A 26,010-nucleotide genomic window follows, 5' to 3' on the forward strand; every position below is an offset into this window, starting at 1 on the left:
GGATTAAGTGCCCTTTCTTTACCCTGTCTCCTGCCCTGATGCGCTGATTATAGCCTACGGCAAATTAATGATTGTAAGGATCGAGACAACTACCCACTCTGGGGAGGAATGTTGTATTGGCTATGCAGAAGCGCTTTTGCGATAGCTGGGTCGTGGGACTGCTCGGCGCGCAAGCACGAAGTGTTGCTCCTTGGCAAGATATTGCTCCTTGGCAAGATCAACGAGGTGATCCACGAGCGCTATTGCAGAACGGAACCGAATCCTGAGCTGCGATCTTATCCTCGATCGGCAGGTCCGAGCGAACGGTGATTTCACACGCGCCGCTATCCGCTGGCGTCCTCGTAGACGCACGACTCGACTGAACAAGGTCGCGGGTCCGGGTGAAAAGGACGCACTAGGTGGTGTGGACTCTAAGGATTCCCTTTTAGGCGCAAATCAGATTCAAGGCTGCTTTTGGGGAGGCCGCCTTGGGTGTGATGGACCGCTTGGTATTGAGCGACGCGACATGGGAGCGGATGGCGCCGCTGATCATCGGCCGGCCTGACCAGAAGGGTTCGACCGGACGGGACAACCGGATGTTTGTGGAGGGCGTACTTTGGATCGTGCGCACTGGCTCTCCCTGGCGTGATCTTCCGGAGGTGTTTGGAGACTGGAACAGCGTGTTTCGGCGCTTCAGTCGATGGAGCATCAAGGGGGTCTGGTGGCGCATATTCGAAGCGATGTCCGGTGATCCGGACTTCGAGTATCTGATCGTCGACTCCACCATCGTCCGGGCGCACCAGCACGCCGCTGGGGCGAAAAAAGGGGGTCTGAAGATCAGGCGATCGGTCGCTCGCGCGGTGGCCTGAGCACCAAGATACATATGGCCGTTCGCGGCCTGGGATGTCCCGTACGGTTCAAGCTCACCGCAGGTCAGAAGAGCGACGTACCGCAAGCCGCCGAATTGATCGAGGGATTACCTGCCCAGGTCGTCATGGCGGATACGGCTTATGACGCCGATCACTTGCGCCAGGCGATCGCTGCCAAAGGCGCGCTCGCCGTCATCCCCAACAACCCGTCACGTGCGCTCAAATATCCGCTGGACAAGCATCTCTATGCCCAGCGTCATCTCGTCGAATGCTGCTTCTCAAAACTCAAGCAGTTCCGCCGCGTCGCAACCCGCTTCGAAAAGACCGCCCGAAATTACCTGGCCGTCGTTACTCTCGCAGCCATCGTCTTATGGATGCGATAAATGTCCACACCACCTAGTCGTCCGTGAAGAATGCGGATTGACTTGAGAAATAAGCAGAATTGGTCTTGATGTAGTATTCGATTTTGCAGGAAAGCGGGGTATTGGACCTCGCTTTCTTGCGTTTTAGGTTTTGCTTTTGGGTGATTCGTGATTCCCTGACAGCGTCGTCGACATTGGGGAATGCGATGAGCAAGCCGCGGGATGATCGCCAGAAAGACCTGTTGCTTCCGGCGCTTGATCAGATCATCGACATGGGTCATCCGCTGGTGCGGTTGGCAGCGCTGATCGACTGGAACATCCTGAATGAGCGCTTCAGTTCGGTGTGCCAAGCAGGGTCGGGACAGCCGGGCTTGCCGACGCGGCTAGTCGCCGGCCTGTTCATTTTGAAGCACATGCACAACCTGTCAGATGAGGTGCTGTGCGCTCGCTGGATCGAGAAGCCCTATTACCAATACTTCTGCGGCGAGCTGAGCTTCCGCCACCGTCTGCCGTTCGATCGATCGTCGATGACGCGCTGGCGGCAGCGGCTCGGCGAGGAGCAGTTCGTTGCGCTAATCCAGGAAAGTCTGTCGGTGGCGCACAAGACAGGCGCCCTCGGCCCGAAGGACCTGAAGCGCGTGGTGGTCGATACCACGGTGCAGCCCAAGGCGGTTGCGCATCCGACCGACGCGCGGCTCCTGCATCGAGCAATCATCAAGCTGGTCGGGCTCGCCAAGCGCAACCGTGTGCCGCTACGCCAGAGCTATCTGCGCCTGGCCAAGCGCGCCGCCATCATGACCGGCCGCTATACCCACGCCCACCAGTTCAAACGCGCCCGGCGGCAGCTCAAGTTCCTGCGGACACGGCTTGGCCGGATCATCCGCGACATCCGCCGCAAGATTGATGGCGATACGGTGCTGGAAGCTCGCTTCGGCCTTGCTCGGTTTAGCGCAGCAGGTGCGCAGCCAGGATCAGCATCAGCGCGGTCCGAAGGTCTATGCGTTACATGCTCCGGAGATTGAGTGCATCGGCAAGGGTAAAGCCCGCGCGCCCTACGAGTTCGGCTGCAAGGTCAGCATCGCCACCCCTGTGACGTCTCCGAAGGGCGGCCAGTTCGTGCTCCATGCCAAGGCGCTGCATGGCAATCCCTTCGATGGGCACACGCTCGGTCCCGTAATCGCCGACATGGAGAAGCTCACCGGGGTGGAGGCTCGCGGTATCCACGTCGACAAAGGATATCGCGGTCACAACCACCCGCATCGGTTCAGGGTCTGGATCTCGGGTCAGGTCCGCCGCGTCACAGCTTCCATCCGTCGCGAGATGAAGCGTCGCGCGGCTGTCGAGCCCGTCATCGGCCACGTCAAGGCCGAGCACCGCATGGACAGAAATTATCTCAAGGGACGCCTCGGCGACCGCATCAACGCTGTTCTCGCCGCTGCCGGCTATAACTTCGGCCTGCTGCTGCGATGGCTCGCAGAGCTCTTGCGTGTCATCATCCGAGCCTTCTTCGAGACCGTCCCGGCTCGAAACACCGCTTAAGCCGGGCGCCGGCGCCAGTTCTTCACGAACGACGCACTATCCGTCCTCGACCAGGGCCAGCCCTGAGGGCTGCTGCCAAATGACTCATCCGGACGCCGGTCCGGCCAAACATCAGATTGTTCCCTTATCCGACAAGCCGTCGCCGCCGGCGAGCGCGGTCCCCCGCGCCTTGGACATCATCGGCACGGCCTCGAGCTTGAAGCCGTCGAGGTTTTCCGACTGGCGTCCCTGTTCAGCGAGTTCGTGCTAATAGCGAGGAAGCGCCCGCCAATCTTCCTTATCGGACTGTCGGCGAAATGCTGATTGCGGGCAGCCTCAGTTCGAGGCGGCCATGCTCATGCGCAATCTTTGAACTCGGCGGCACCGATAAGGCATTCATAGGTGGCGAGCGGCGCCAGATGCACCACAATACTCGGCACCTGGGCTGGATTAATTACGAGCGCTGGACTTTGAAGGTGTCCACGGTAGTAGGTAAGACCAAAGATGACGGTTGATCAACCTCTCATGCGCGGGTTGGCTACCGCATGACCGTGGTTTCCTCTTGGGGCTGGCCTCGGTCTAGGGAGCGAGCCTCGGCAATGCCGGCTGATAACACGAGGATTCCCCACCGCGCCCTGCCTGTCAACCGGCGTTCAAATTGGCCCCCAACTTTCGCTTGACGGATGTAGCCCCGACTGTCGGCCGGTCCGAGGTTGCATCATTGCTCGCAGGATCGGAGGGACTGGGGACGTGGCGGAGTGCCCATCACACCAGCGGCGGCTCCAGTCCCGGAATCACCGGCCGTTGCCGCACCCTCAGCCGTGCGCGGGACGATCGTCTCGGTTGCTTTGCGTCTGAGGGATCGCAACAAGCGCTGCACGATGGTGTGCTGCGCCGGGCCGAACTGTTCGGGGCATTGTTCAGCGAGGCGACAGAGAATTGCCAGCGCGGTCAGACGAGGCTCGGCCGCCAGCCAGCGCTCGATATTGGTGAGGTGCGGATCGAGCATTGATGGCATTCTCATGCGCTTTTGTATGGCTTGCGCATGCGCCGATGGATGATGCGCTGCTCCCCTAGATGCACGTCATTGCCGAACCCCTTCGCGAACGCTGCTGCGGTCGTTGTCGGCGCCGGTGGGCTTGTTGCTGCCGCGAGCCTGCCCGATCGGGCGTCGACGCGCGTGCCGAGCTCAGCCTAGGCGTCTCTCATCTCGGCCAGCAGAGCCACGGGATCGAGCGTGCGATAAAGCTCTCGAAGACGCCGTTTGATGACCTTGCTCAGCCTCGGATGCGCCAGTGCTCGTTTATAGGGCGTGGCTGGAACATGATAGCGCTTGATCACCTTCGCGCCCTCGCGTCGCTTGTCCTTCAGCTTGAAGGACGGTTGGAAGAAGTTGGTGTGCAGCCGAGATGCAGCATACAAACGTTCAAGCACGCGCGTCGTCTCGACACCACCGAAGCGACCGTAACCCACGAGTCGTCGAACGACCGCGCCGTTCTTCTGCTCGACGAAAGCCTGATCATCTTCATTGTAGGCGCGCGAGCGTGTCACCTCGATCTTTGCGCGCGACACCAGGGCACTTACCACGTCGTTCATGAACGCGCTGTCATTGTCGGCGCCGCGAATGAGCCAGGGAAACAGGCTCTGTGCGCGCTCCGCCCTCGCTGCGTCACACCAACGGCATGCACTCGGTCCAACCAGTCGCGACGTCGACCATCGTCACGGTCTGAATGAACGAGCCAGCTACAGATGTGCCGCCATGGGCCACCACGTCGACCTCGCAAAACCCCGGCGGCGGATCGTGCCAGTCATTGAACGTCCGGATCGGCCCTTCACGGCGCACCGCCGAATAAACCCGACCCGCCGGCGTTCCTAGTCGCGAGCACGGTAGAGATAGGGGCTGAAGCAGATCGCTGCGATTGCTTTTCGGCGGGATATTGGTCCACGCGTCCTTCTTCATGGCAAGCTCTCTGATCGCATCGCCTCATCAAGAATGTTATCGGAGAACTGACCGTCAGGATTGGGGCGACGATACCGAATCGGATAGGTTTCGCCAATGGCAGGACAGATCAGCATGGGTGCACGGCACGAGCTCACGGCGGCGGTGGCAGCGCGCTATCGATCAGCAGGGCGCGCAGATAAGGGGCGCATTCTCGACGAGCTTTGCGCGGTGACCGGCTGGCATCGCAAGCACGCGGTTCGGGCGCTTGCCAGTCATGTCGCAATTTCGCCGAGGCCCGGCGGCAGCGAAGGCCGACCTATGGTGCCACAATCAGGGATGCGTTGGTGGCGCTGTGGAAGGCCTCGGATCGGATCTGCGGCAAGCGGCTGAAGGTAATGATTCCGACGTTGTTGACCGTTGTCACCGCGTATCGAAGTGTACGCAGGCTCAGGTCGAAAGCGCTGGCCGGACGATCTAAAGGCACAGATTGCCGCCGAAAGCCTTGCCGGGGGCGATTGTCACATATGTCGCCCGTCGACCATGGGTGCCGGCCTCAGCAGGTGCACGACTGGCGGCGCCGGGCGCGTTTGGGCCAGTTGATGCTGCCGGCTTCGGCGGACACGCTGTCGTTCGTGCCGGTTGTGTCGGAATCGGCGCTACCGGCGGCCGCAGAGCACGCCGGGTCGCCGGAAGCAGCCGTTGTGACGGTTGAGCTCCAGGGGGCACGAGTGGAGATGCGGGATACGCCTGAGATGCGGGATACGCCTGGCCTTGCTGTGTTGAGTGATGTATTCTTGGCGCTTCGACGGACCGTTCATGCTGATGCCGCTCGCGTGGCGAACGCAGCCTGGGGACTTCAGAAAAGGAGCGGAGGGCTTGGCGCTTTTGGCGAAGGAGACGCTGGGCCATGACCCGATCAAGGGCGTGGCGGTGGTGTTCCGTGCGAAGCGCGCCGACCGGGTGAAGATTGTCCTATGGGATGGCAGCGGCCTTGTGATGTATTGGAAGCGGGTCGATGGTTGCGGCTTCAAATGGCCTCCCATCGTGGCTGGCGTAATGTGGATGAATGCCGCGCAGCTGTCCTTGCTTCTGGCCGGCATGGATTGGACGCGGATGCACGCGCACCGAATCCTGCAGCCGAAAGCGCTTGCGTAAAGATACAAATCTTCGCTGCATCGAGGCGCGAAGCATGGCAGACTCGTGCTAATGAGTAATTTGCCTGATGAGCTGCCGAGCGATCCAGCCGAGTTGCGTGTCTTTACCGCGGCTCTTCTGGATCGCTGCGCCAGGCTCGAGCGGTGCTCAAGCTTGAGCGCAGTTCGGTCGATCCTTGGAAAAGCTTGACGCTGATCAGCTACAGCTTGTTCTGGAGGATATCGATCAGGCCGTCGCGGCTCTTGATGCAGCCGACGATCGTGCCAATCCCAAAAAATGCGAGAAGAGAGCTGCCGAGCGCAGCGCCAATCGCGGACAGTTGCCGGAGCATTTGCCACGCATCGTTGAAACACTGATGCCAACTGCAATTTGCTGCCCGTCCTGCGCAGGCGACTTTTTGAGATTGGTCACGATGAGAGCCAGAGGTTGGACGTCGTACCGGCGCAGTATCGCGCCATCGTCATCCGCCGACCCAAACTGGCCTGCCGCTCTGTCACGGCGTCGTCCTCCAGTACGCCGCTCCCGAGCGATTGATCAGAGGAGGATTGCCCACCGAGCGACTGGTCGCGCATGTGATCGACGCCAAGTATCATTGGCATTTGCCTCTCTACCGCCAGGCGCAGATGCCTGCCGACGCACGGAATAGCGCTGAACCGCTCCACGCTCGCCTTCTGGATCGGCAACAGGATCAAAACAATGTACGGTAAGACCACGCGTTCTTCCACACCCGGTTGGCAAAGCGCTACGACAGGCTCGCCGCCAACTACCTTGCCTTCGTTCAACTCGCGTCGGGCTATGGCTGCGCCTCAACGAGTCCGCATCCTAGTCCAGGATTAGACGCAGATATAGAAGCTCAAATCGGCTCGCAAACTCTGCAGCCGGTAGCCGATTGCTCGCCCACTCCGCCTAACAGGGTCTCTTTGCCGCTTACCCTGAAGTCAATGTGCGACCGCGAACGCTTTGGCGAATGAGCTGCAATTGATAGGCCGGACCTACTCAAACTCAGCCGGTCTGCGCAGTACTGGAAAAGCGCTCAATTTTCCGAGATGGATGACGCGCCTACTGGCATGCGCGTAGCTCTGACTTGAGAGAATACTACCAGCACTGGCAGGTTCATTGTTCACTGCTTTTAGGTAAGTGCTGCAGCCGTTCTGGAACACACGCCCATTCCGTTCGCTTCTGCACAGCTTGCGCGCTGGAGAAGCATTCGTCAACGCTTGCAAGGAGACAACCACGGGCGGACTTGATTAGCAGGCCACGTAAAATGCAGTCTCCGAAGCCTTCGAAACAAACATCTATTCGGTCTCACGTTTCCGGTTCAGTCGAGCGTTCCGGCTCTACAGGTTAGCGGAGGGCAGTTGAAGCGTCAGTGACTTCCGGTGCTGGCTGACCATCAGAACAAAGCAGTAACTACTGAGTCTCTAGCATCGATGGGCGCTGGGGTTTGATTTGCCAAATGACAGGAATCCTAAAACTCCGACACGCAAAGCACTTGAGAAAGATTGATTGTCGAATCAGCGACCATTGATCGGGTGGGATGCGTGTACCCGCGGTCAATCATGAGACGCTAAATAATTCTGGAATGTTTAGTCGAAGCACCGAAACTGACAATGAGCGCGTGATCTGATCCCAAGGAAGGAAATACCATGGCCTACGAGACCATTAAATATGAGGTTGCCGAGCAGATCCTCACCATCACCTTGAACCGGCCGGAAAAGCTCAATGCTTGTACTGTCCTCATGGAACGCGAATTGATCGACGCCTTCGGTCGCGCCGATAAGGATGACGACGTCCGCGCCATCATCGTAACTGGCGAAGGCCGCGCATTTTGCGCCGGCGCCGATCTTTCGCGGGGAGCCGATACTTTTGATACCGACGCGAAGATCGGCCAGGTGAAACGACTGCCCAATGGCAGGGTGGATTACAGCGATCTGAGCGTCAGCGAGAGCGGCGGTCACCTCACATTGCGGATATTCAAATGCCTAAAGCCCATTATCGCCGCCGTGAACGGGCCGGCTGTCGGCATGGGAGTGACCATGCAACTCGCGATGGACATCCGCATTGCGTCTGAAGCCGCGCTCTTCGGTTTTGTATTCTCTCAGCGTGGCATTGTGCCGGAGGAAGCCTCAAGCTGGTTCTTGCCCCGCATCGTAGGGATCGCGCAAGCACTCGAGTGGTGCTACACGGGCCGCATCTTTCCGGCGCTAGAGGCGCTTGCGGGAAGGCTAGTCAGCAAAGTCGTACCGCCTAATCAATTGTTGCCGACGGCTCGCACTCTGGCGCGCGATATCGTCGAGAAGGCGGCCCCGGTGTCGAATGCGCTGATCCGGCAGATGATGTGGCGCATGCTCGGCGCTGACGATCCCATGGAAGCCCACAAGATAGACAGCCGCAGCTTTTATACGCGCGGACGTTCCGTCGACGCCAAGGAGGGCGTGATGGCGTTCCTGGAGAAACGGCCTGCGGTGTTCAAGAACAAAGTGTCCGTCGACATGCCGGATTTTTTTCCGTGGTGGACGGAACGGGAGTATAAATAATCATTTAACCCTTTATACGAAGCCCGGAACCATACCGTGTCTCCTTGAGGCTGGTGTGTACGAGGTGAAAGTCAGTCAATCCCCTGTGCAGTGACGCGGAGCGCAACCTCATTGTTGGAGCGTGATGCCGTGAGGAATCAGAGCGCGCGTAGTGCCGAGCCCTGAACCTCGTCCGAATTGATTGACAGCTGGGTAGGTTTCAAGAGCCGGGAGGCGTCGGATGGAACGATGTGAACGCGAAGAAAGTGCCTTGGCGTAAGACCGATGTCAGCTATGCGCGTCGTTGCGCCAGCTTCATTCCTATTGCCTGTCGCGCGGCAGCTTCCGACCTGATGCCGGAGTGCGCATCCCTGCGCGACTAGAGCGGTTTCCAGTTGAGGTGAATCGGAACAGTCAAAGGGGATTCCCACGGGCACGCAAATCAGATTCGGTGTTGCCCGCGACAACATGCGGGGCATGCGATGGCGAAGGGATACTCCAAGGACCTCAGGGTGCGTGCGGTTGAGCTTGTTGAGTCCGGCGAAAGCGCACGTGAGGCTGCGCGCATTCTCAATCTCGGCGCTTCGACTACGATCCGATGGATGGATCGTTGGAGGAAGACCGGAAACGTTGAGGCCAAGCCCGGCACCGGGCACAGCCGCTCGCCGTTGGAGCAGCACAAGCAGTGGCTGATCGAGCTGATCGCCGCGGAGCCGGACCTGACGCTCGAGGAGATCCGCGCGCGTCTGCGCTCTCAGAGAAAGCAAAAGGCCGGCATCGGTTCGATCTGGCGTTTCTTCGACCGTCACAGCATCACCTTCAAAAAAAAACACTGCACGCCGCCGAGCAGGATCGACCTGACGTCGCTGCCGAGCGTGCCGCGCTGAAAGCCGAGCAGCCCAAGCTGCGTGCACCGCGCCTCATCTTTATCGACGAGACTGCGGTCACGACGAAGATGGTCCGGCACTATGGGCGCTCTCCTCGCGGTGAGCGCCTCGTCTCTGGCGTGCCCCATGGTCACTGGAAGACGCTGACGCTTGTCGCCGCGCTGCGCATCGATGGCCTCACGGCGCCCTATGTCATCGACGGTGCAATGGATGGGCCCTCGTTCCTGGCTTATGTCGAGCAAGTCCTGGCGCCGACCTTGCGCAAGGGCGACATCGTCTTCATGGACAACTTGCGCACTCACAAGATCGCCGGTGTCCGCGAGGCGATCGAGGCTGTCGGCGCCCGCGTGCGTTATCTGCCGGCCTACTCGCCCGACCTCAATCCAATCGAACAGGCCTTCTCCCGGTTGAAAGCTGCGCTGCGCAAAGGCGCCACCCGCACGGTCCAAGCCCTGCTCAAACTCATCGGCAAACTCGTCAAGTCGTTTGCGCCGCAGATGTGTGCCAACTACTTTAGGCATGCTGGATACACCAGATGATCCACATCATGTGGAAAATGCTCCTATCTGCGCCAACGTGAGCGGCTTGGTAATATGCCGGCGTCCATATATCCACCATATGGAGAACGCTATGTCGTCTCGGTATCGCCCGCACAATCGGCAGGCTCCATTCTGATCGCGGCCAATACGCCTCAGCGGATCAGCGAGCTGGCGCAATAACGCTTTGCCAAGTCGTGCCCCGGGGAGAGCCTGGCACCCACGCCGGGATCTGGCGCTGCGCTATGCCGAAGGCTCCGCACCGGTTCCCGCCGCTCCCACACCCGCACAACCGGGCAAATCCAAACGACCGGCGAGAACTCAGGACTGGAAGTGTGGGCAAGGTCAACGCCGCCACGCAATCCCAAGCTGCCAAACCACTCCGATCTCCGGACAGCGCTTGCTCCATGCGGCGTCGAATTTCTCAAGGCGTGTGAGCGCGATATCGGCGTTCTCGCCGCATTAGATTGCCCTGATGTCCCGCAGGATCGCCTCGCGCCTTCCAGGACACGAAAACCAGTTGTTCCTGATTATTGGCGCACGATGCGGGTTTGAACGATCGTCTGCCGGACCGTCGAGGCATGCAACGGGCATCGCCAGATTGCCCCAATCGCAATCACATTGCTACAACAACGTAATTGTTCTCAACCGAAACGCTAAAAGTCTCTGCAACAAAGGGCCCTTTGCTAAGCTCAGAGCCAGATTGAACTTTGACTTCGAAGGCCTTTGTCTTCACTGACTCCGGGCTGCAATATGATTGACCTGAGCGAATATCAAACTCCCAACCATGCCATGGACATTTGATGATTTCGCCAAGGCGCGAATATTTAAAGCAGTTTGGCGCGTCCGATTGAAGCAAGCCTGTAAGTAATCCATGACTTAGGCGCGCTCCCGAGTGAGGACATCGGTCAAGCAGTGCGAAAAACTGCCCATCTAAATTGAAAACAACAATCGGGCGGCCCCGCACAGTTGTCGCGAACCGGCCACCGCTCGGAATATCTGTTACGACCGCGACGACATGCTTAGCCATCACGCGGCTCCAGCCCGTACACCTTGGCTGCATTTGCAAAGTAGATTCGGTGACGCTCTGCTTCTGAGAGGGCGCACTTGAAAGCTTGACTAGGATCGTCCCAATCCCAGTGTGGATAATCCGACGCGAACAGAAACCGATCCTCACCAAACCAGGATATCACGTCATGGATATCATTCACCCTCTCGGGCTCGTCCATGGGCTGAGTTGTCAGGTAGACGGCCCGCTTCACGTATTCTGAGGGGAGCATCTTAAGATGTGGTACTTCATCTCGCATGCGGATCCATTGACGATCCGCGCGCCAACACCAAGCGTTGATCCACGCGAATCCACCTTCAACGAGCACCACTTTCAGTGTTGGAAAGCGCTCAAAAACGCCCTCGAATACGAAGCTGGTTAGAAGCTCGCGGAGTTCGAAGGTAGTCCAGTGCTGAAATTCTTGATAGAAGGAAGGCCATCCCGCTCCGCCGGCCGCGTCTCCACTATTGTGAAATCCCAAGGGCAAACCAAGTCGCACAGCCGCTTCGTAGATCGGCCAGTAGCGTCTGCGGCCGAGTGGCTCTGTGACGCCACTGGAGAGGGAGAGCTGAACGAAGTCGCTGTTGCCAGCCCAACGCTCAAGCTCCGCAACTGAACCTTGGGGATCCTCGCCATTAACAAGCAAGCTCCCCTTTAGCCGTCGATCCTTTCGCGTCCATTCATTGTGTTGCCAGTCGTTGGCGGCACTGCACAGCGCCGTTCCGAAATCCATGTTCGTGTCCTTCATTCCCCATGGATGCAACAGAAACAGGATGCCATATTCGACCCCGCAGGGATCCAGATACTGCTCTTGCATGAACGACAGTGAAGATCCCGGTACGCCGCCATCCGGCGGCCAAGCGTCTCGCATGGAAAAGGCTGGCGTCGCTTTCGGGTATCTAGGTGCGTCAACCCAAGGTTGGCGATAACGCATTCCGAAATTATCGAGATGCGTTTTCCATTGCTGGCTCAGGTAAGGGTGCAAATCCTTGTGTGACCGTAACCGCGGGTGGATATCGCAATCGATAATCTTTTGCCGGGTCTTTCTGGTGGATTGGAATGCGCCCCGCTCGAGTGGCTTATTCATCGCTGGAGCTCCCGCAGACGAGGATAGGTCTTCAAGGGATTGTCGACGCAGATTTTCTGAGCCAAGCTGGCCGAGATGCCTCCCGGCAACGCTCGGATACCATCGAAGTGATAGTGTGGGTAATCGGTGGAAAAGAGAATCATCTCATCAGAGTGGAATTGGTCGAATACTCGTTCCAAGACACCGAGCGCTAGTGGCGCATCGGTCGGCTGGAGCGTAAAACGAAAATTATCGCGAATAATATCGGCCGGCGACTTGTCGACCCATGGCGTCTCAAAGCGGAGCCCCCGCCAATATTTCTGAGCGCGCCACATGAAATTCGGGAGCCAGAGAAAGCCCGCTTCAGAACAGACGAAGCGCAGCTCCGGAAATTTCGTAAATACGCCGTGAGCAATGATGCTCAGTATTTGTGATTGAAAAATATTGGGATGATCGACGTATTCGGCAACGAAATATGATTGCCACCCAAGAGACGATGGCGCGTGTCTATAGTTGCTACCGCAATGAATCCCGATCGGCAATTTATGCTTGTGTGCCGCCTCATAGATTGGCCAATAGAATTGTTTTCCAAGGGGCAATTCCGTAGCGGCAAGCATTAGAACTTGGACAAAACGACCATTCGGAGCAAGCCTTTCGATCTCTTGAGCGGCCGCGCTAGGATTCTGAGGCGTAACGACAATGGAAGCATGCAGACGCTTGTCATACAGCAGCCACTCTTTTGCAATCCACTCATTTAGAGCTCTGGCAAATGCAACTGCCATTCCTTCATCGTGGATGGCTTGAACTCCATACAGCGGATTCAATATTGCCGCTCGCGTCTCAAATGGTGCAACTCCATGCTTGATCAGGTCTTCGGGCCGTGAGCCCGCCCGTCTATCTGGGGGGCGCCAGTCTGGCCTGCATAATGCTGGAACGCTGGGAGGAAAGCTGCAGCTGTCTAGGTTAGTGCTGTCCATTCCGCGCTCGACGACCTGCCTCTTCCAATGCTCGTCCATGTACGGAAGGAGCGAGCTCAGGTTCGGTACCGTAGGGTGAATGTCGCAGTCTATGCAACCCACATCCGGCACATCCTGCCCGTCTGAAAAAGTCGCGATATAATCGATGCATTCCGATTCCATTTGGCCACCAGCGCTCGTATTGAACGGTTTCGTACTTGATAGGTTTACGGAACAAAGATCTCGAGCCGGTCACCTCGGACGCGAGTTTTGAAAGCCCTTAGATTGCAGGTAACAGGATCGCCGAGAGCGCACCCCGTCCTCACGTCGAACTGGCCCGCATGTAAGGGACATTCAATAATGTTTCCCTCTAACCATCCATCGGTTAAGATCGCAAACGCATGCGTACAGACGTTTTCTGTGGCGAAGAACTGGCCTTCGATGTTGTAGATTGCGATCCGCAGATCGCCCACAGCGACCGCGGCCATATCACCGGGCGCCAAGTCCGCGATAGTCAAAACTGCTGCCCACCTGCCGGCCGGCTCCTCCGCCACCGACATTTCCGAAAGCTGCGAGCTTCTCGACGGAACCGAACTCATATTCATCCGATCTGTGTCACGCGTCTAGTACAATCTAATGGAGCTTCGAAGGCTAAAGGCTGCGAATACCAATTCATGATTGCAGGAATTCTGCAGAATGGGCGATGTCCTACACCGATTTTGATTGGCTGGCCGACCGCCTCCACATTGATCGCCAGCGCCTGCACGTTGCCCGCAATTTCCATCCTGCAGCTTGCGTCATTCATCGCCAAGACCTTGCGATGGAGCTGGTCGTTCTCGCCGATGGACTGCGCAACCTAGGCATTCTGCGGCCGCTCGTACAGCTCGGCGAGCTGCTGCACCCGACGCGCTGCTGGCGCTTACCATAGGCGCCAAGCCGGACCGCCCGCTTGATTCTGGCCTCGATCTCGGTCTTGCCTAGCGCGCTGGGAAGGTGAGGTTATATGCGCAAAGAGCGCGTAATTTTGGAACACCGTGCCAATGTCACGCTAGTCGGGGGCTTTGCACAAGTGACGAAATGATCCTCTTTTCCGGAAATTCGCGAGAGAGGATCATGGCGGAGCGACAGATCGGCGCTTTACTGATGGCTTGGTGAGTGACGCAGGGCGTGCCATCGCCGCGCTGCAGCAGGTTGTCGGACTGGTCGACTGGGGTGCCGTGGATAGTCTGCTGAGCGACTTGCGTAGCGGCTCGATGGGAGCTCCCGCTACCCCTCGCTGGCGCTGTTCATGGCGCTGTTGCTGCAGCAATGGAATGGACTGTCAGACTCTAGAGGCCTTAGTTGACCGACTGTCGTTCAGGCTTTCCAGGGCTTCTCCCTCAGCGATCCGGTACCGGATCATCGACATTGTGGCACTTCCGCGAGCAGTAGCGGATCGGCAGAACGGGCATTTGCGTTCATCACCGCGCATCGCGAAGTCCGGATTTGTCCTAAAGCGCGCCATGCTGATTGACGCTGATCCGTTCCTCTGCCAAGCATTCCGCCGCCTCCAGATGTCGACGGCAGGCCTGGAAGCAACCTAGCCCGCTGGAAGCACCTTAGCCCGGATTTCTCACGCCATTTGATCGAGTGCTGCGGCAAGTTGACGTCGGCGATACCACAACTGGCGCCGGGGCATAACTTCTCGCCCGCTGCGGCGGGTTGGCCGGGTTGTTCGGGGATCATAAGACTCTCCTGTGGGCCGAGGGTTCAGAGAGCCGCACCGTCGAGCGCGGCCCATGCGGAGCGAAAGACGTCGGTATAGGGAAACGCCGATGCCATCGAGAACTTGATCCGGCGGACGGCGATGCGGACATAGGCGCCGATTTTGAACAGCTTTAGGCGGATGGTGCCGCATGTGGCGTCGGCGAAGCGGGTCGTGGCAAGGGCGGTGCGGCGCAGCGCGCTGATCAGGACATAGGCCATTGAGGACAGCCAAAGCCGCAACTGGTTGGCGCGCATGGTGCGGGTGGAGGTCCTGGCGAACAGATCGAGCTGACATTCCTTGATGCGATTTTCCATCTCGCCGCGGGCGCAATAGAGCTTCTCGTAGAGCGCGCGGGCCTGATGCTGGTCGGCCTGCAAGCGAGGTGACGACGAAGTGCCGATTGGCCCGGGCTTCCAACATGGCCAGGTCGATCGCCGACCTGATAGATTTCTTCTTGCACCGGGGCTTTGTCGCGCTATCACTCTCGGCGACGGACGGGATCATCCACTCGGCCTTGCCGACGACGCGACGATGCCGGCTCCAGCTCTTGCGCGTTCTGTATTGGAAGTCCTTGAAGCGCTGGGCTGGCCTACCGCTCTGGCGGTTTTCCTCGGCGGCCTCGGGCGAGCTCGGCCACGATCTCGGCAATCCGCCTGCTATTCTTGGCCAAGTCGAGTGACATCGTTCTGTTCGCACCATGAACCCCGAATCCGCCCGCAGCAGAATGCGTACCTTGGGCAAGCCCGCGGATCTGCGCAAACACCCTCTTCAACCGAGCCCGCGCTAGCGTCGATATTGGACCGGCGCAGCTTGGCGCAAAGAAGGCGCCGCCCGCAAAAAATATACAGCGGCAGGTAACAATAAGACTTGTAGTAGCCATGAAAGAAGCGCCCTTCCTGCTCACAATGCAACGGATCATCGGTGGCATTCGAGGTCGAGGGTGACCTGGCGGGGCGCGTCCGATGCACATCGAGAAACAGATCGACGAATAGCCGGTCTACCGCCGCCGCATCATAGCTGATCTTGTGATAGCGCGATGGTTCCGGCTTCGACAATTCCAGCCGGTGCAACGTCGACTTGCCGGCTACTGCGGCGCAGTCCGCGCGCCGCCCCTCAAGCTTCCCCGCCTGCACCGCCATCAATGGATCGTGGCGCCGCGTCCAGACGCTCGTTCTCACGGACATCGCCACCGGCTGGACGGAATGCGCGCCACTTGTGGTGCGCGAACAGAGGTTGTTGAGCACGGTTCTGACCGAACTTCGTAAATGGCGCGTTCCTGGCTCTGGACACCGACAACGACTCTGTGTTCATGAAGACCTTGAAGGTGTATTGCGAACAGGCTGGTATCGTCTTCACGCGCTGTCGCCCCGATCACAAGAACGACCAGGCCTTTGTCGAGCAGAAGAACGGCGCGGTGATCCGACGAATGGTCGGCCACCGTCGATTCGAGGGGCTCGAAGCGGCTGCTGTGCTGGCTCGGCTTTACCGTTCGGCCCACTTGTTCGTGAACTGTTTCCAGCCGTCGTTTAAATTGATACGAAAGGAGCGCGACGGAGCGCGGGTTCACAAACGTACAGTCCCCCGCGACCCCGCATCAGCGGCTGGTTGCCGAAGCAAGAACACCTGATGCCGTCTGTGCCCACCTCGCCGGCCCGGATCCGGTGCGCTTTACTGCGCGATATCCAAGCCGCGCAGTTGGCCAGTCTCACCGACGCCGCCTAGTAGCCATCCAACTGCGGCGCCGTCGATTGAACAGTTCTTGTCGAGCTTGCGAATAGCATGGAAAGAAGGAGCGGGACGCCCGACCGACAGGCCAATTGCGAAGCCGAAGCGTGAGCGACGACGCCCTGATCCGCTCGTCAAGGCTGCGCCACAGTTGCGCGAATGGTTCGAGGCCGAGCCGTGGCGAACCGGCAGCGCACTCCTCCAAGCGTCAGGCAGAATGCCCCGGGGTCTACCCGAGCAAAGTACTCCCAACTCTTCACGTCGTCTCAAATCGTGGCGCAGCGAGCAAGCAAGCGCACTGTTGTTTAGATCCCGGAAAAACGCAGCACAAACCGACGTGATCGACACATCACCGGAATGCCCGCCGCTGCTTGACGAAGGAACGGCGGTGTGAAGTAGACCGGTGATCGACTGTGCTCAAGGCCTGGCGCGTTGCGCCACTGCCGTCGGCGGCTGTCGGCCTTGACGACGCCCGATCACCGGTCTGTTGGCTTTGCAAGCGCTCGCTCGAGGACCGAGCGCGACATCCGCGCGACCGGCTTCCTTCGCTCCCTGACTAGGGAGCAACATAGATGAGGCAACAACAGGTCTATCGGGAACATCGCTACACGCGGCAATACGCGCTTCCATCCTGTTTGCCGCGCGGCACGATAAAGCCTACGTACCCAGATTCGTCGGGAGAGACTAAGAAAGCTCGGCAGTCACGACGGGATCGCGCGGCGAGGCAATCGCTGGCATCAGACGCATCGATGGATGGTTCGCCGTAACAAGCTCATCTCCCGCGTCCGTGCGCCAATAGAGCCGATATTCGCGTACTGAAGAATAGTTATCGCTTCGCCCGCCCTCGCTATCGGGGTCTCGCCCGCAATGCAACAGCATCTAGCTCGCGCTTGCCGCTATGATTCTCAAGCGGTGGCCCATCCTCATATGGGGATTTGTGAGTCAAGCCTCTTCGAGAAGTCCGGGTTGGGGGTTGACGGCAAGAGGGTGGCGCGCGGAGCCATGCGTAGCGCAGCGCGACGACCGGGCAACGAACAGGGATTGGCTTCCGAAGATTGCTGCAGTTCACTGCATCACCTCATATCCGGTCGGATTGTTTGATCCGTACCCACCTTCCGCATGCTTGCGGCGAGGAAGCTTAGCGAGGATGAGACCCATCTACGAAACGGCGGTTGAAGCCCTAGGATGGCACGGTCATCATCCATCCCGCACGGAGCGCGGCGGAGCCGCGGCGCGTGGTGGACGTGGTTGGTTTTATCCTTGATCATTGCCTGCTCGGGAACGAGGCCGGTGGTGAGGTAGCGCCACAACGCCACGATCAGCTTGCGCGCCAGCGCGACGATGGCGATGCGTTTGGCGCGCTTGCCGGCGTCGGCGGTGCGGGTGCGAAACCAGCGACTGAGCGCGCTGTCGCCCTGGTGGCGAAGCCAGAGCCAGGCCAGGTTCGATCGCCTTGTGGCGGGCGCGCTGATTGCCGGCCTTGCTGATGCCTTGCTCGCGATCGGTGCCGCCGCTCTTCCAGGGACTGGGCGTCAAGCCGCAATAGCTGGCGACCTCGCGGCGGTTGCGGAAGTCCTTGTTGAACAGCTCGTTCACCAGCGTTGCCGTGAACGCCGGGCCGAGCGCCTTGAGCCGCTGCAATTGATCCCGTCGCTCGACCATCGGCGTCGGAACCGCCGGAGAAGTGTCCGCAGCCTGGGTCTGCTCCAGCGCCGCGAGTTGCTCACACACCAGCATCAGCCGGGCGTGCTCGCGCTTGATCTCGGCCAGAAGATGCGGCGGCAGCGCCTCGCCCTTCCAGTCGCGCTGCCGCTCGCCAGGCCAGCCAGTCGCGCCGCCGCGGATTGCCGACCGCCATCCCCCGAAGACGCAGCAACGCCTTGATCCGGTTGCTGTGGGCGGTCTGCTCGGTGACCAGCCGGTCGCGTTCGCGGCTGGCGCGCCGGGCATCCTCCGCTTCCACGCGCGGCACCCGCACGATCCGGACCACCCGCGGCTCACCCCGCAAATAGGCCATCAGGGTGCGCAGCAATAGCTCGCCGTCGATCCGGTCCGTCTTTGCTCGCCGTGCCCGCTGCTCCACCGCAATGCTCGCGGGGTCGAACAGGAAGTTCAAAATCCCGGCCGCCTCCAGCAGCCGGTGCAGCCAAAAGCCGTCATAGCCGGCTTCATAGCAGCTCACCACACGCGGCGCCGATCCGAGCTTCTCCGCCACCCGGGCGCGGCTCCGTTCGATCAAAGCCAGCAGTTCGGCGTGATCGCCTCCTTGCAGCTTGTGGCGCGACATCCGATCCCAGCCCGGGCTGTGCAGCGTCACAAGCCACGTCTTCTGACTGAGTTCGATCGCAACAAAAATTGTACCACAATGGCTGGCGGTGGGCGTGCCTGTGGTCGATGCTTGCATCTGACTTCTCCGATGGTTCGAGTGTACAAACCCAAACCTATCGGAAAGGCCACGCTCACCGCCCCATGGAATCTACACCCAGCCTGACGCCGAGAGCCGCCAGGCACACCCGCCGGCCCATCGTCGATTCGATCACCACGCCTCCAACTTTTGCAAAGCTCTCGCTAGCTAATGCGGGGTATGTCGCCGAACATCTCGCCAACGACGATGTCGTGACCTAAGGACGCTAGCCAACAATGACAGCCTTGGTCCCGATAGATCCTGAGAGTCTGACTCATAAATCACCCAACCTTAGCTGCAGCCGCGAGTCTGCGGGTCAGGAGCCTGATGTGTGCAATCAGCAGCCAGGCAGCTTCGGTTGCCACCGTCGCCTCGAAGTCCTTGGCGAGGCGGCGGCATCTGCCGAACCAAGCGAATGTGCGTTCAACCACCCACCGCCTCGGCAGAAGCTGGAAGCCTTTGACGCCTTGAGGCCGCTCGACGATCTCGACAGTCCATGGACCGCAGTCTGAGAGCGCGTCGAGGAGTTGATTTCCGCGGTAGATCCGGTCGGCAAAGACGTGGCGCAGCCGGGGGAAGTTCATCCGCACGTTCTTCAGCAGCGGTACGGCGCCATGGCAGTCCTGAACGTTGGCCGGATGAACATGAACCCCAAGGAGGAGGCCATTGGTATCCGTCACGATATGCCGCTTGCGGCCGTAGATGCGCTTGCCTGCATCGTAGCCGCGCGGTCCGCCAGCTTGCGTGGTTGGCGCACTTTGACTGTCGATCACGGCTGCCGTCGGCTTCGGTGTCCGTCCAAGCTTTTTTCGCGCCCGTCGGACAAGCACGCTGACAATCCTCTGCCACCGGCCTGTATCCCGCCATCTATAAAAATAGCCCTGCACCGTCGAATAGGGCGGGAACTCCTGCGGCAACGCCCGCCACTGGCAGCCGGTCGAAACGATATAGAGGATCGCTTCGATCACACGACGCAGCTCCGTCTTACGCGGCCGGCCGCGCCGGTTCGCTCGCGGCAACAGGCGTCTGATCACCGCCCACTCCGCATCGGTCATATCGCTTGCATAACGCAGATCGTCCCGCCGATATTGCTCCCGAGTGATCTTGGTCCAGGGCATCGTGCTCTCCCTCGAATCTTTGCAAATCCGATGGAATCACACCCCACTGAGATCACTCACCCATTTTTCAGTCAGGCTCTGAGGTCTGTCGCACGATCTGCGACGGTCTAGCGCTGCTTCCACTTTGCGACAGTCTTCTGGTTGATCCCGTAGCGCTTGGCGAGTGCTCTCAGGCTCTCTTGACTATTTTGTATTGCTCGACGGACTGCCTCCGTCGTGGTGGCGCAGCCGTGTAAAGCCTGTCCCATAGCGCATCCTTCGAATCGTGCGACAAGAATGCACCATCAAAACTTGGGACTGTTGAAGAACTCAGCCGCGTTCGCAAACGAAGGCTGAGTCGTCGCCATTGTGGAGTGTAGAAGTGGCCAACGAGCCTGCCCGCGGTGCCGATCATGGCCCATCCGCGACCACAGGACGGATCATTCTCGTCGTGCCCCCTCCCACGAGAACTCGGCGCAGGCCGATCCGTCGCGGCTGCCGTAGCGCACGTCAAGGAAGCCCTTCAGAGCCCCAAAAGGCGATTTCGCCATCGGACTTGCCGCCGAAGGTGAGATGCGCCTCTTCGACAAGGTCGACGAAGTCGCTGTCCCAGTTGTCCATTTCGACGATGCGCCAGTGGCCGGCAAAGGCCTTGGCGAAGCTGGGCACCTTGGCCATCAGCCAGCCTCCGCGATCAACTTGGGCAGCCGCACCAGATTGTAGGCGGCCGCAGCGAAGGTAAAGGCCCATCCGACCCGATCACGGCCACGGAAGCTGGTCTTCTCTTGCCCGGCGACCGTCTTGATCCAGCCGAATGCCTCCTCGATCCGCTTGCGGATGCGCTGGCTGACGGCATAACCGCCGTGCCGTGTCGTACGCCCGTCGATCGCAGAGCTGCGGCCGCTGGTGTTCTGCGTAACATGCGGCGTCACGTTCATCGAGCGCAGCTCGTTGACGAAGTCTTCTGCATCGTAGGCTTTGTCGGCGCCAAGCGTGATCGCGGCCACCCGTTCGGCATGCCCGTTCGCCTGCGTCAGGCAGGCGTCGACCAGCAGGCCGTTGCGGTTCTCCATCAGCCCATGCCCGATGAAGCACAGCTTCGTCTCCTTGCCTTTCCCCTTGCGGTACAGCCTGGCATCCGGATCGGTGGTCGAAGCATGGGTGTCGTTGGAGCGTTTCTGGCCGTGGAAGTCCGCTTCGGCATTGCGCCCGCCGCCTTGGGCCGGCGGCTCGCCGGAGCCATCCTTCGGTTTGACGCTCTTCATCGAGGCCCAGGCCTCGATCAGCGTGCCGTCGACCGAGAAGTGATCGCTCGACAGAAGCCCCTTCACCCTGGGCTGCGCCAGCACCGCCGCGAGGAACTTGGCCGCGATGTCGCCTTCCAGCAGCCGGTCGCGGTTCTTCGAGAACACCGAATGGTTCCAGGCTGCATCGTCGACGCCGATTCCGACGAACCAGCGGAACAGCAAATCATATTCCAGCCGCTCCATCAGAAGCCGCTCCGAGCGGATCGAATAAAACACCTGCAACAGCATCGCCCGCAGCAGCTTCTCCGGCGGAATCGACGGCCGCCCAATCGGCGAATAAAGCGCGGCGAGCTCGCGTTCCAGCGCCGCCAGCGCCTCGTTCACGATCGTCCGGATCGCTCGCAGCGGATGATCACGCCGCACTCGTGCTTCCAGATCGACGTAGCTGAACAGCTCGCCCGTCCGATTGTCGTCGCCGCGCACGCACCGTCTCCGAATCTCGTCGGAGCCAATGAATCATGGTCGCCGCTCGCAGGCGAGCGCCTTTTTCAACAGCCTGCTAGTAGACCAAAGCATTTTTCACTTAATGTGGTCATGCTCTGGTATCCGGCATGTCGAAAGTAGTTGGCGCACTGGTCTGACACAATGTCTGATGAGCTTGCCGATCAGTTTCATCACCGCCTTGACGGCGCGTGCCGTGCCTTTCCGTACCGCGGATTTCAGCTTCGAGAATGCCCATTTGGATCGGGTCGAGATCCGGTGAGTAGGCAAGCAGATAGCAGAGCTCGGCCGCCAACCACTTCAATCGCCTCGCGAATGCCGTCGATCTTGTGGGTGCGCAGATTGTCAAGACGAGGCCGCTCTTGCGCAGCGTCGGCGCGAGGAACTCCTCGACTCAAGCAAGGCATGATGCCCCATCCATCGCCTAATCCCGGACCATCCACGTCGTAACCACCGGGTGAGTGGGCGGGGATTTTCACCCCCGGCCTCTCGCAAAACGGTCCGTGAATCTCTCGATTCATACCGGTCCCGGCCAGGTGAACGTGGTCGTTCCGAACACCTGCCAGCACACGAACAGCTCTCCTCGAAACCGTCCTTAACTCTCCGGTTGGCATATCGTTCTTCGCTTGTCTCAGCTCCTGTAGTCCGCACCTTCCTTGCGCTCGAGCACGCGCTTGAGCGCGTCGAAATGGAGCTCGCAGGACTTTCGCGCCGGCTTGGGGTTGTTCATCAGGTAGCTGTCGCTCTGTTGCGAGTTGGTCAGCTTGACGACTGCCGGATCGATCATGTGCAGTTCACGCTGCGTCCACATCGCGTACACCTGTACCTGGCAGGCGCGCTCAAGGTAGTACAGCCGGTCGTAGGCCTCACCGACTGTCTCGCCCGTGACTAGGACGCCGTGGTTAGCCATGAACAGGATGGACTTGTCACGCAGCAGCTTCGCGAGGCGCTCGCCTTCCTCGGGCTCGTGCACGAAGCCCGGGTAGCGGTCGTCGTAGGCGATCTTATTCATCATGCAGACTTCAGTCTGGCCGATCGGCAAAAGGCGTTGGTCCTGGAGCCGGGTGAGCGCGCTGGCATACGGCATGTGAGTGTGGAAGATCACGGCCGCCTTGGGATTGAGACGGTGAATGGGCGCGTGGATGCAAACCGAACTGCGCTCGATGTCACCCTCGCCGCTCAAGATCTTGCCCTCATAGCTCACCTCCAGGAACGAACTGGCGGTGGCCTCCGACCAATGCATGCCGAACGGGATCAGCAGGAAACGGTCGGACTTGCCCGGCACCACCATGGTCAAGTGATTGAAGATGCCTTCACTCATGTCATGCATGACGGCTAGACGGTGGGCGGCCGCGAGATCCACCCTTGCCTGCCATTCGGCAGATTTTTGGGGTCCTGCGTCGGTGGCGAGGACCGAGTTCAGATCTTTAGCTGGCATTGAATTCTCTCCTTTTGAAAACATGCTGTGATCCTCACGCCGCCGTCGCAAGCATCCAACGGCGCCGGCGTCGGCGCACTCCGGGCCATTCGTGGCGGAGTTCACTGCAAAATCTATCTCTCGGCCAAGGTGAACGGTAGCGTCCGCGGTGAGGTGGTTAGATACCCCCCCGAAGAACACATGCAGGTGCGCAATTCGATGGGCAGCGGCCATGCTGACACGTCGATCCCATGCTGTGGGAGTTAGCTACGCTCCGTCTTCATCTCATATAGAGACATGACGAAGCCCGCTCGATTGAAATTCTTCAAAGGCCATCGCTAGTGCCGGGAGGAGCCCTAAGATGAGCGCTGGTAGCTGTTGCCTGACGGTTCTCTGAAAGTCAGTTCGCAGGACTGTCGCGCCAGTAAGTTCCATGCTGATCAGTAACGTCACAGAACGCATACCTTGTAAAACTGCTCTGTGCGCGATCGTATCGCCCCCCCCATTACGAGTTGCGTTGATTTTTAGTTGCTTATCGTGGAATCTATGCGTTTATGGCCATAGCAGCGCTGCATCTCTGCGCGAGGAAGAAAAGCCTCCATCCGAAATGCTGCTCTGCGATCAATCGCCAAGTTAGCGGCATCGTGCTTGAGTATGAATTCAGAACATCAGTCGGTTACATCAACTGCCGCTCAAACTTCGTTGTACGGCCGCCGCTGACCACATTCGGGCCTTGACGGCAGCACACCGGATTCAAGCCTGCTGTACCTCGCTGCCCGTCCGACGCGGAAATTCTGTGCAGACAGCCGGGACCGAGTCCGCCGTGCGGACCTTTCCATCTCGGGCGGAAATCGTGACATGATCGGCCATGTACTTACAGCCGCTGGACGTCCGATATCTTTGTGGAATGTGTCAATTCGTCGCACCGATCGGATTTCCGAACGCCGAATGAGAACGTCTTCGAGCTGTGATGCTGGATGGGCCATTCTTCGCACGAGCGCGGCGTGGTCGGCTTTGACGAAGTCCCCCAGAGGCCACATTGTGGTTACGGCATCCACCGCGAGCTTCGGCAGGGCACCCGGAAAGGCTGCAAACACCACCGCAAGCATGGAGTTACCGGTCTTGTCCGTTGCCGCATCGGAACGTGCGGAGCATGACCTTACTGTGAACACGGTCGCGCCGGGCTGGATGGATACCGGGATGTTGAGTAGTCAACTGGAAATTCTGGCGGCCACCATGAGCGTCAGTAGCGACGAGGTCATTGCATGTTTCCGCGCGGCGCAGCCAGCCGGATGTTCGTGAGATCGCCGCAACGATTGGCTTTCTCGTGAGCTCCCAGGTGCTTTGGTAATCAATGGCGCGTGCGCCCCTCGTCAATAGTTTCTGCGCGCAAATATAGGCTCTCCCCGAGTGTTCATTGTTCAGCGATCCAGGCTGGCAAGCTCTGGGCAAAGTCTAATTGCATAAATACAGCGGCCCATAGGATTCCTGAGTGAGGCCGCTTTGCCGATAGTTATCGGATCAAGGTAATCAAGCCGGGTACCTTCATTCCACAGGTCGAGTTATGATGACATCAGTGGACGCGCCCCGAAACATCTTGATAAGCTTTTCGTAGAGCTCAAACCCGTTCGATGAGGCTCCGGTTTCTGGCCGCAGACGTGAATCTGGACATTGCAGCCCCTGCTTTCGCAGCTTCCAGTGCCGCCTCAGCAATTTGTGAGGGAGTTTTGGCGGAACTCCCGACCATGACTGCACATGTGGCAGTGACAGCGCATCGCGATCGGTAGAATCTAAAGCTGATTTTGCAGAATTCCTGCAATCACCCCCCTTCTTTGCGGTCTTTAGGCTTCAGCTCCCGCTATTTTGCTTGGCGACACGAGCTGGCAGGTATAGGGAGGCACCATGAAAAATGCGCCGCGATCGTCATCGACAGCCCGAGTAAATCGCGATCAGTTGGAGTGCGTGCACGGTCAAATGAGCTTTGCTCGACGCTCACCCGACGAGCGTCCGGCAGTTGCTCCACCAACTGGGTATGACATTTCCTTTGTCGACCACGATGTTACTATTCGCGACGCGCGTCCTATCGCAGACGAGCTATCGCTCGACGAGGAGGGCTTCGCTCTCATTCAGCACAAGATGGCTTGTGCAAACGAGCGCGAGCCGGATATCTTCAAAAAGAAGTATCTGGAGGAAATGGTCCCGTTCATCAAGGACTATTTCAATGCATCGTGGGTCACGACTACAGACCTAGGTGGTGTCAATATTCGCTCTCTCGGTGGAAAGTCCTCTTTTCGCGGCGGCGCGGTACCGGAAGGAGCCAGCCCGACGGGCAAGCATTCAGTAAGAAACTTTGGAGCTGGATTTGCCCATTGTGATTACGCGCCGATCGCCGGCCCTCAGGTTGCCGCGCATGACAACCAACTGCGGGGGATTGAGTACCGAGCGTATTCTCGATTGATGATCATTCAAGCTTGGCGTGCTCTTTCGCCGCCTCCGCAGGATTTCCCTCTGGCATTCTGCGATGGCTCATCGATTTTAGATACTGATCTTGTCGAGGCGCCGCAGAGAAGGTATGGCACTACTATTGGGGTTTGGATTCCTCACTATAGTCCTTCTCACCGTTGGTACTACTTTCCTGAAATGACGCAGGACGAGTTCATTCTGTTTAAGGGCTATGATTCCAAGGCGCATTCTAAACCGAGGTCCGTGCACGCGACGTTTGACAGTCGCTACGCATACCCCAATGCCAATCCCCGCGAAAGTGTCGAGGCGCGGTTCTACGTGTACTACGACTACGACTGAGTGGCCGACGCGACCGCGCAGCAATACGCGGTCAGCGAGGATCTGCTGCCACGATCCGGCTGACGTGGTAGATCTTGTCCGGCCTAGGTGCGGCATAAGCGATTCGAAACAGCGCCGCGGAAGGCGAACAGCTAGACCTTCAATATGTGATCGACTCACTGCAGGGGAGCGGCCGACTCTGCGTGACGCTTGATTTCGAAATTATAACCACTTGTTTGCAACCTTTCTGCAATCTT

At 59.1% G+C, this 26,010-nt stretch carries 19 protein-coding genes and 7 pseudogenes; 10 read left to right on the forward strand and 16 right to left on the reverse strand.

Going from position 1 to position 26,010, the window contains the following annotated elements; all coding sequences use genetic code 11:
- Positions 1 to 467 precede the first annotated feature (467 nt).
- Positions 468 to 1,231, forward strand: a protein-coding gene (locus J2R78_RS07080; RefSeq protein ID WP_139481326.1) for an IS5 family transposase whose coding sequence is annotated in 2 segments (ribosomal slippage) — positions 468 to 803 and positions 806 to 1,231 — 762 coding nt in all. Because the reading frame shifts where the segments join, the coding sequence is not laid out codon by codon here.
- A 185-nt stretch (positions 1,232 to 1,416) separates the two neighbouring features.
- Positions 1,417 to 2,749 (forward strand): annotated as a pseudogene (locus J2R78_RS07085) (IS5 family transposase).
- 697 nt (positions 2,750 to 3,446) lie between these two features.
- Here J2R78_RS07085 and J2R78_RS07090 read toward each other — a convergent pair.
- The 3 genes and pseudogenes from J2R78_RS07090 to J2R78_RS07100 form a co-directional block, all read right to left on the reverse strand.
- Complete coding sequence (locus J2R78_RS07090) at positions 3,447 to 3,737, reverse strand: hypothetical protein (protein ID WP_253603519.1); 291 nt, start codon at positions 3,735 to 3,737, stop codon at positions 3,447 to 3,449.
- Between the two features lie 185 nt (positions 3,738 to 3,922).
- Positions 3,923 to 4,324, reverse strand: a complete 402-nt coding sequence (locus J2R78_RS07095) for a hypothetical protein (protein ID WP_253603517.1) — start codon at positions 4,322 to 4,324, stop codon at positions 3,923 to 3,925.
- A 279-nt stretch (positions 4,325 to 4,603) separates the two neighbouring features.
- Positions 4,604 to 4,709: pseudogene (locus J2R78_RS07100) on the reverse strand (IS5/IS1182 family transposase); the annotation flags it as partial.
- Positions 4,710 to 5,486: 777 nt separating this feature from the next.
- Between J2R78_RS07100 and tnpB the strand changes: the two are divergent.
- The 4 genes and pseudogenes from tnpB (at position 5,487) to J2R78_RS07120 (ending at position 9,767) form a co-directional block, all read left to right on the forward strand.
- The gene (tnpB, locus tag J2R78_RS07105; protein WP_253603591.1) at positions 5,487 to 5,825 is read left to right on the forward strand and encodes an IS66 family insertion sequence element accessory protein TnpB; all 339 of its coding nucleotides are present in this window, start codon (positions 5,487 to 5,489) and stop codon (positions 5,823 to 5,825) included.
- Positions 5,826 to 5,876: 51 nt separating this feature from the next.
- A pseudogene (locus J2R78_RS07110) lies at positions 5,877 to 6,506 on the forward strand (transposase); the annotation flags it as partial.
- A 965-nt stretch (positions 6,507 to 7,471) separates the two neighbouring features.
- Positions 7,472 to 8,362 (forward strand): crotonase/enoyl-CoA hydratase family protein, encoded by an 891-nt coding sequence (locus J2R78_RS07115; protein ID WP_253603593.1) that lies wholly within the window; start codon positions 7,472 to 7,474, stop codon positions 8,360 to 8,362.
- Between the two features lie 461 nt (positions 8,363 to 8,823).
- A protein-coding gene (locus tag J2R78_RS07120; protein WP_141343507.1) for an IS630 family transposase occupies positions 8,824 to 9,767 on the forward strand; the annotation gives its coding sequence in 2 pieces (ribosomal slippage) (positions 8,824 to 9,162 and positions 9,165 to 9,767; 942 coding nt in all).
- A gap of 613 nt (positions 9,768 to 10,380) precedes the next feature.
- Here J2R78_RS07120 and J2R78_RS07125 read toward each other — a convergent pair.
- The 4 genes from J2R78_RS07125 to J2R78_RS07140 are packed head-to-tail and all read right to left on the reverse strand — an operon-like array spanning position 10,381 to position 13,439.
- Positions 10,381 to 10,794 carry a Rieske (2Fe-2S) protein gene (locus tag J2R78_RS07125; RefSeq protein WP_253603595.1) on the reverse strand — a complete coding sequence of 138 codons (414 nt, stop codon included), beginning with the start codon at positions 10,792 to 10,794 and terminating at the stop codon, positions 10,381 to 10,383.
- Positions 10,787 to 11,899 carry an amidohydrolase family protein gene (locus J2R78_RS07130; protein ID WP_253603597.1) on the reverse strand — a complete coding sequence of 371 codons (1,113 nt, stop codon included), beginning with the start codon at positions 11,897 to 11,899 and terminating at the stop codon, positions 10,787 to 10,789. The genes J2R78_RS07125 and J2R78_RS07130 overlap by 8 nt, the downstream gene beginning before the upstream one ends.
- Positions 11,896 to 13,017, reverse strand: a complete 1,122-nt coding sequence (locus J2R78_RS07135) for an amidohydrolase family protein (RefSeq protein WP_253603598.1) — start codon at positions 13,015 to 13,017, stop codon at positions 11,896 to 11,898. Before J2R78_RS07135 ends, J2R78_RS07130 begins: the two co-directional genes overlap by 4 nt.
- A gap of 44 nt (positions 13,018 to 13,061) precedes the next feature.
- Positions 13,062 to 13,439, reverse strand: coding sequence for a non-heme iron oxygenase ferredoxin subunit (locus tag J2R78_RS07140; RefSeq protein ID WP_309144984.1), 378 nt, complete (start codon positions 13,437 to 13,439; stop codon positions 13,062 to 13,064).
- Positions 13,440 to 13,537: 98 nt separating this feature from the next.
- Between J2R78_RS07140 and J2R78_RS07145 the strand changes: the two genes are divergently transcribed.
- Positions 13,538 to 13,762 (forward strand): hypothetical protein, encoded by a 225-nt coding sequence (locus tag J2R78_RS07145; protein WP_253603600.1) that lies wholly within the window; start codon positions 13,538 to 13,540, stop codon positions 13,760 to 13,762.
- Between the two features lie 821 nt (positions 13,763 to 14,583).
- Here J2R78_RS07145 and J2R78_RS07150 read toward each other — a convergent pair.
- Positions 14,584 to 15,735 (reverse strand): annotated as a pseudogene (locus tag J2R78_RS07150) (transposase); the annotation flags it as partial.
- 4 nt (positions 15,736 to 15,739) lie between these two features.
- On the opposite strand from J2R78_RS07150, the pseudogene J2R78_RS07155 reads away from it, so the two are divergent.
- Positions 15,740 to 16,700 (forward strand): annotated as a pseudogene (locus J2R78_RS07155) (ISNCY family transposase); the annotation flags it as partial.
- An 860-nt stretch (positions 16,701 to 17,560) separates the two neighbouring features.
- Here J2R78_RS07155 and J2R78_RS45185 read toward each other — a convergent pair.
- The 8 genes and pseudogenes from J2R78_RS45185 to J2R78_RS07190 form a co-directional block, all read right to left on the reverse strand.
- A complete protein-coding gene (locus J2R78_RS45185) occupies positions 17,561 to 18,037 on the reverse strand; it encodes a transposase (RefSeq protein ID WP_375166993.1) in 477 nt (158 codons plus the stop codon).
- Positions 18,030 to 18,710 (reverse strand): transposase, encoded by a 681-nt coding sequence (locus tag J2R78_RS45190; protein WP_375166994.1) that lies wholly within the window; start codon positions 18,708 to 18,710, stop codon positions 18,030 to 18,032. Before J2R78_RS45190 ends, J2R78_RS45185 begins: the two co-directional genes overlap by 8 nt.
- A 281-nt stretch (positions 18,711 to 18,991) precedes the next feature.
- Positions 18,992 to 19,828, reverse strand: a complete 837-nt coding sequence (locus tag J2R78_RS07165) for an IS5 family transposase (protein WP_076824982.1) — start codon at positions 19,826 to 19,828, stop codon at positions 18,992 to 18,994.
- Positions 19,829 to 19,938: 110 nt separating this feature from the next.
- A pseudogene (locus J2R78_RS07170) lies at positions 19,939 to 20,076 on the reverse strand (helix-turn-helix domain-containing protein); the annotation flags it as partial.
- Between the two features lie 61 nt (positions 20,077 to 20,137).
- A pseudogene (locus J2R78_RS07175) lies at positions 20,138 to 20,485 on the reverse strand (hypothetical protein).
- A complete protein-coding gene (locus J2R78_RS07180; RefSeq protein ID WP_253603602.1) occupies positions 20,485 to 21,537 on the reverse strand; it encodes an IS5 family transposase in 1,053 nt (350 codons plus the stop codon). Before J2R78_RS07180 ends, J2R78_RS07175 begins: the two are co-directional and overlap by 1 nt.
- A 109-nt stretch (positions 21,538 to 21,646) precedes the next feature.
- Positions 21,647 to 21,850, reverse strand: a complete 204-nt coding sequence (locus tag J2R78_RS07185; protein WP_253603604.1) for a hypothetical protein — start codon at positions 21,848 to 21,850, stop codon at positions 21,647 to 21,649.
- 336 nt (positions 21,851 to 22,186) lie between these two features.
- Positions 22,187 to 22,993, reverse strand: coding sequence for a class II aldolase/adducin family protein (locus tag J2R78_RS07190; protein WP_253603605.1), 807 nt, complete (start codon positions 22,991 to 22,993; stop codon positions 22,187 to 22,189).
- A gap of 1,101 nt (positions 22,994 to 24,094) precedes the next feature.
- Here J2R78_RS07190 and J2R78_RS45195 point away from each other — a divergent pair.
- Both J2R78_RS45195 and J2R78_RS07200 read left to right on the forward strand, forming a co-directional pair.
- A complete protein-coding gene (locus tag J2R78_RS45195; protein WP_375166995.1) occupies positions 24,095 to 24,274 on the forward strand; it encodes a hypothetical protein in 180 nt (59 codons plus the stop codon).
- A 600-nt stretch (positions 24,275 to 24,874) separates the two neighbouring features.
- On the forward strand, positions 24,875 to 25,774 hold the full coding sequence (locus tag J2R78_RS07200) for a CmcJ/NvfI family oxidoreductase (protein ID WP_253603607.1): 900 nt from the start codon (positions 24,875 to 24,877) through the stop codon (positions 25,772 to 25,774).
- The last annotated feature ends 236 nt before the right edge of the window (positions 25,775 to 26,010 follow it).

Origin of the sequence: Bradyrhizobium sp. USDA 4538, from assembly GCF_024171045.1 — a bacterium.
Taxonomy (GTDB): domain Bacteria; phylum Pseudomonadota; class Alphaproteobacteria; order Rhizobiales; family Xanthobacteraceae; genus Bradyrhizobium; species Bradyrhizobium australafricanum.

Coding starts and splice junctions, on each gene's coding strand:
- J2R78_RS07090 (WP_253603519.1), bottom strand. CDS start 3,737: ATGCTCGATCCGCACCTCACCAATATCGAGCGCTGGCTGGCGGCCGAG.
- J2R78_RS07095 (WP_253603517.1), bottom strand. CDS start 4,324: ATGAACGACGTGGTAAGTGCCCTGGTGTCGCGCGCAAAGATCGAGGTG.
- tnpB (WP_253603591.1), top strand. CDS start 5,487: ATGCTGATGCCGCTCGCGTGGCGAACGCAGCCTGGGGACTTCAGAAAA.
- J2R78_RS07115 (WP_253603593.1), top strand. CDS start 7,472: ATGGCCTACGAGACCATTAAATATGAGGTTGCCGAGCAGATCCTCACC.
- J2R78_RS07125 (WP_253603595.1), bottom strand. CDS start 10,794: ATGGCTAAGCATGTCGTCGCGGTCGTAACAGATATTCCGAGCGGTGGC.
- J2R78_RS07130 (WP_253603597.1), bottom strand. CDS start 11,899: ATGAATAAGCCACTCGAGCGGGGCGCATTCCAATCCACCAGAAAGACC.
- J2R78_RS07135 (WP_253603598.1), bottom strand. CDS start 13,017: ATGGAATCGGAATGCATCGATTATATCGCGACTTTTTCAGACGGGCAG.
- J2R78_RS07140 (WP_309144984.1), bottom strand. CDS start 13,439: ATGAATATGAGTTCGGTTCCGTCGAGAAGCTCGCAGCTTTCGGAAATG.
- J2R78_RS07145 (WP_253603600.1), top strand. CDS start 13,538: ATGTCCTACACCGATTTTGATTGGCTGGCCGACCGCCTCCACATTGAT.
- J2R78_RS45190 (WP_375166994.1), bottom strand. CDS start 18,710: ATGCAAGCATCGACCACAGGCACGCCCACCGCCAGCCATTGTGGTACA.
- J2R78_RS07165 (WP_076824982.1), bottom strand. CDS start 19,828: ATGCCCTGGACCAAGATCACTCGGGAGCAATATCGGCGGGACGATCTG.
- J2R78_RS07190 (WP_253603605.1), bottom strand. CDS start 22,993: ATGCCAGCTAAAGATCTGAACTCGGTCCTCGCCACCGACGCAGGACCC.
- J2R78_RS07200 (WP_253603607.1), top strand. CDS start 24,875: ATGAAAAATGCGCCGCGATCGTCATCGACAGCCCGAGTAAATCGCGAT.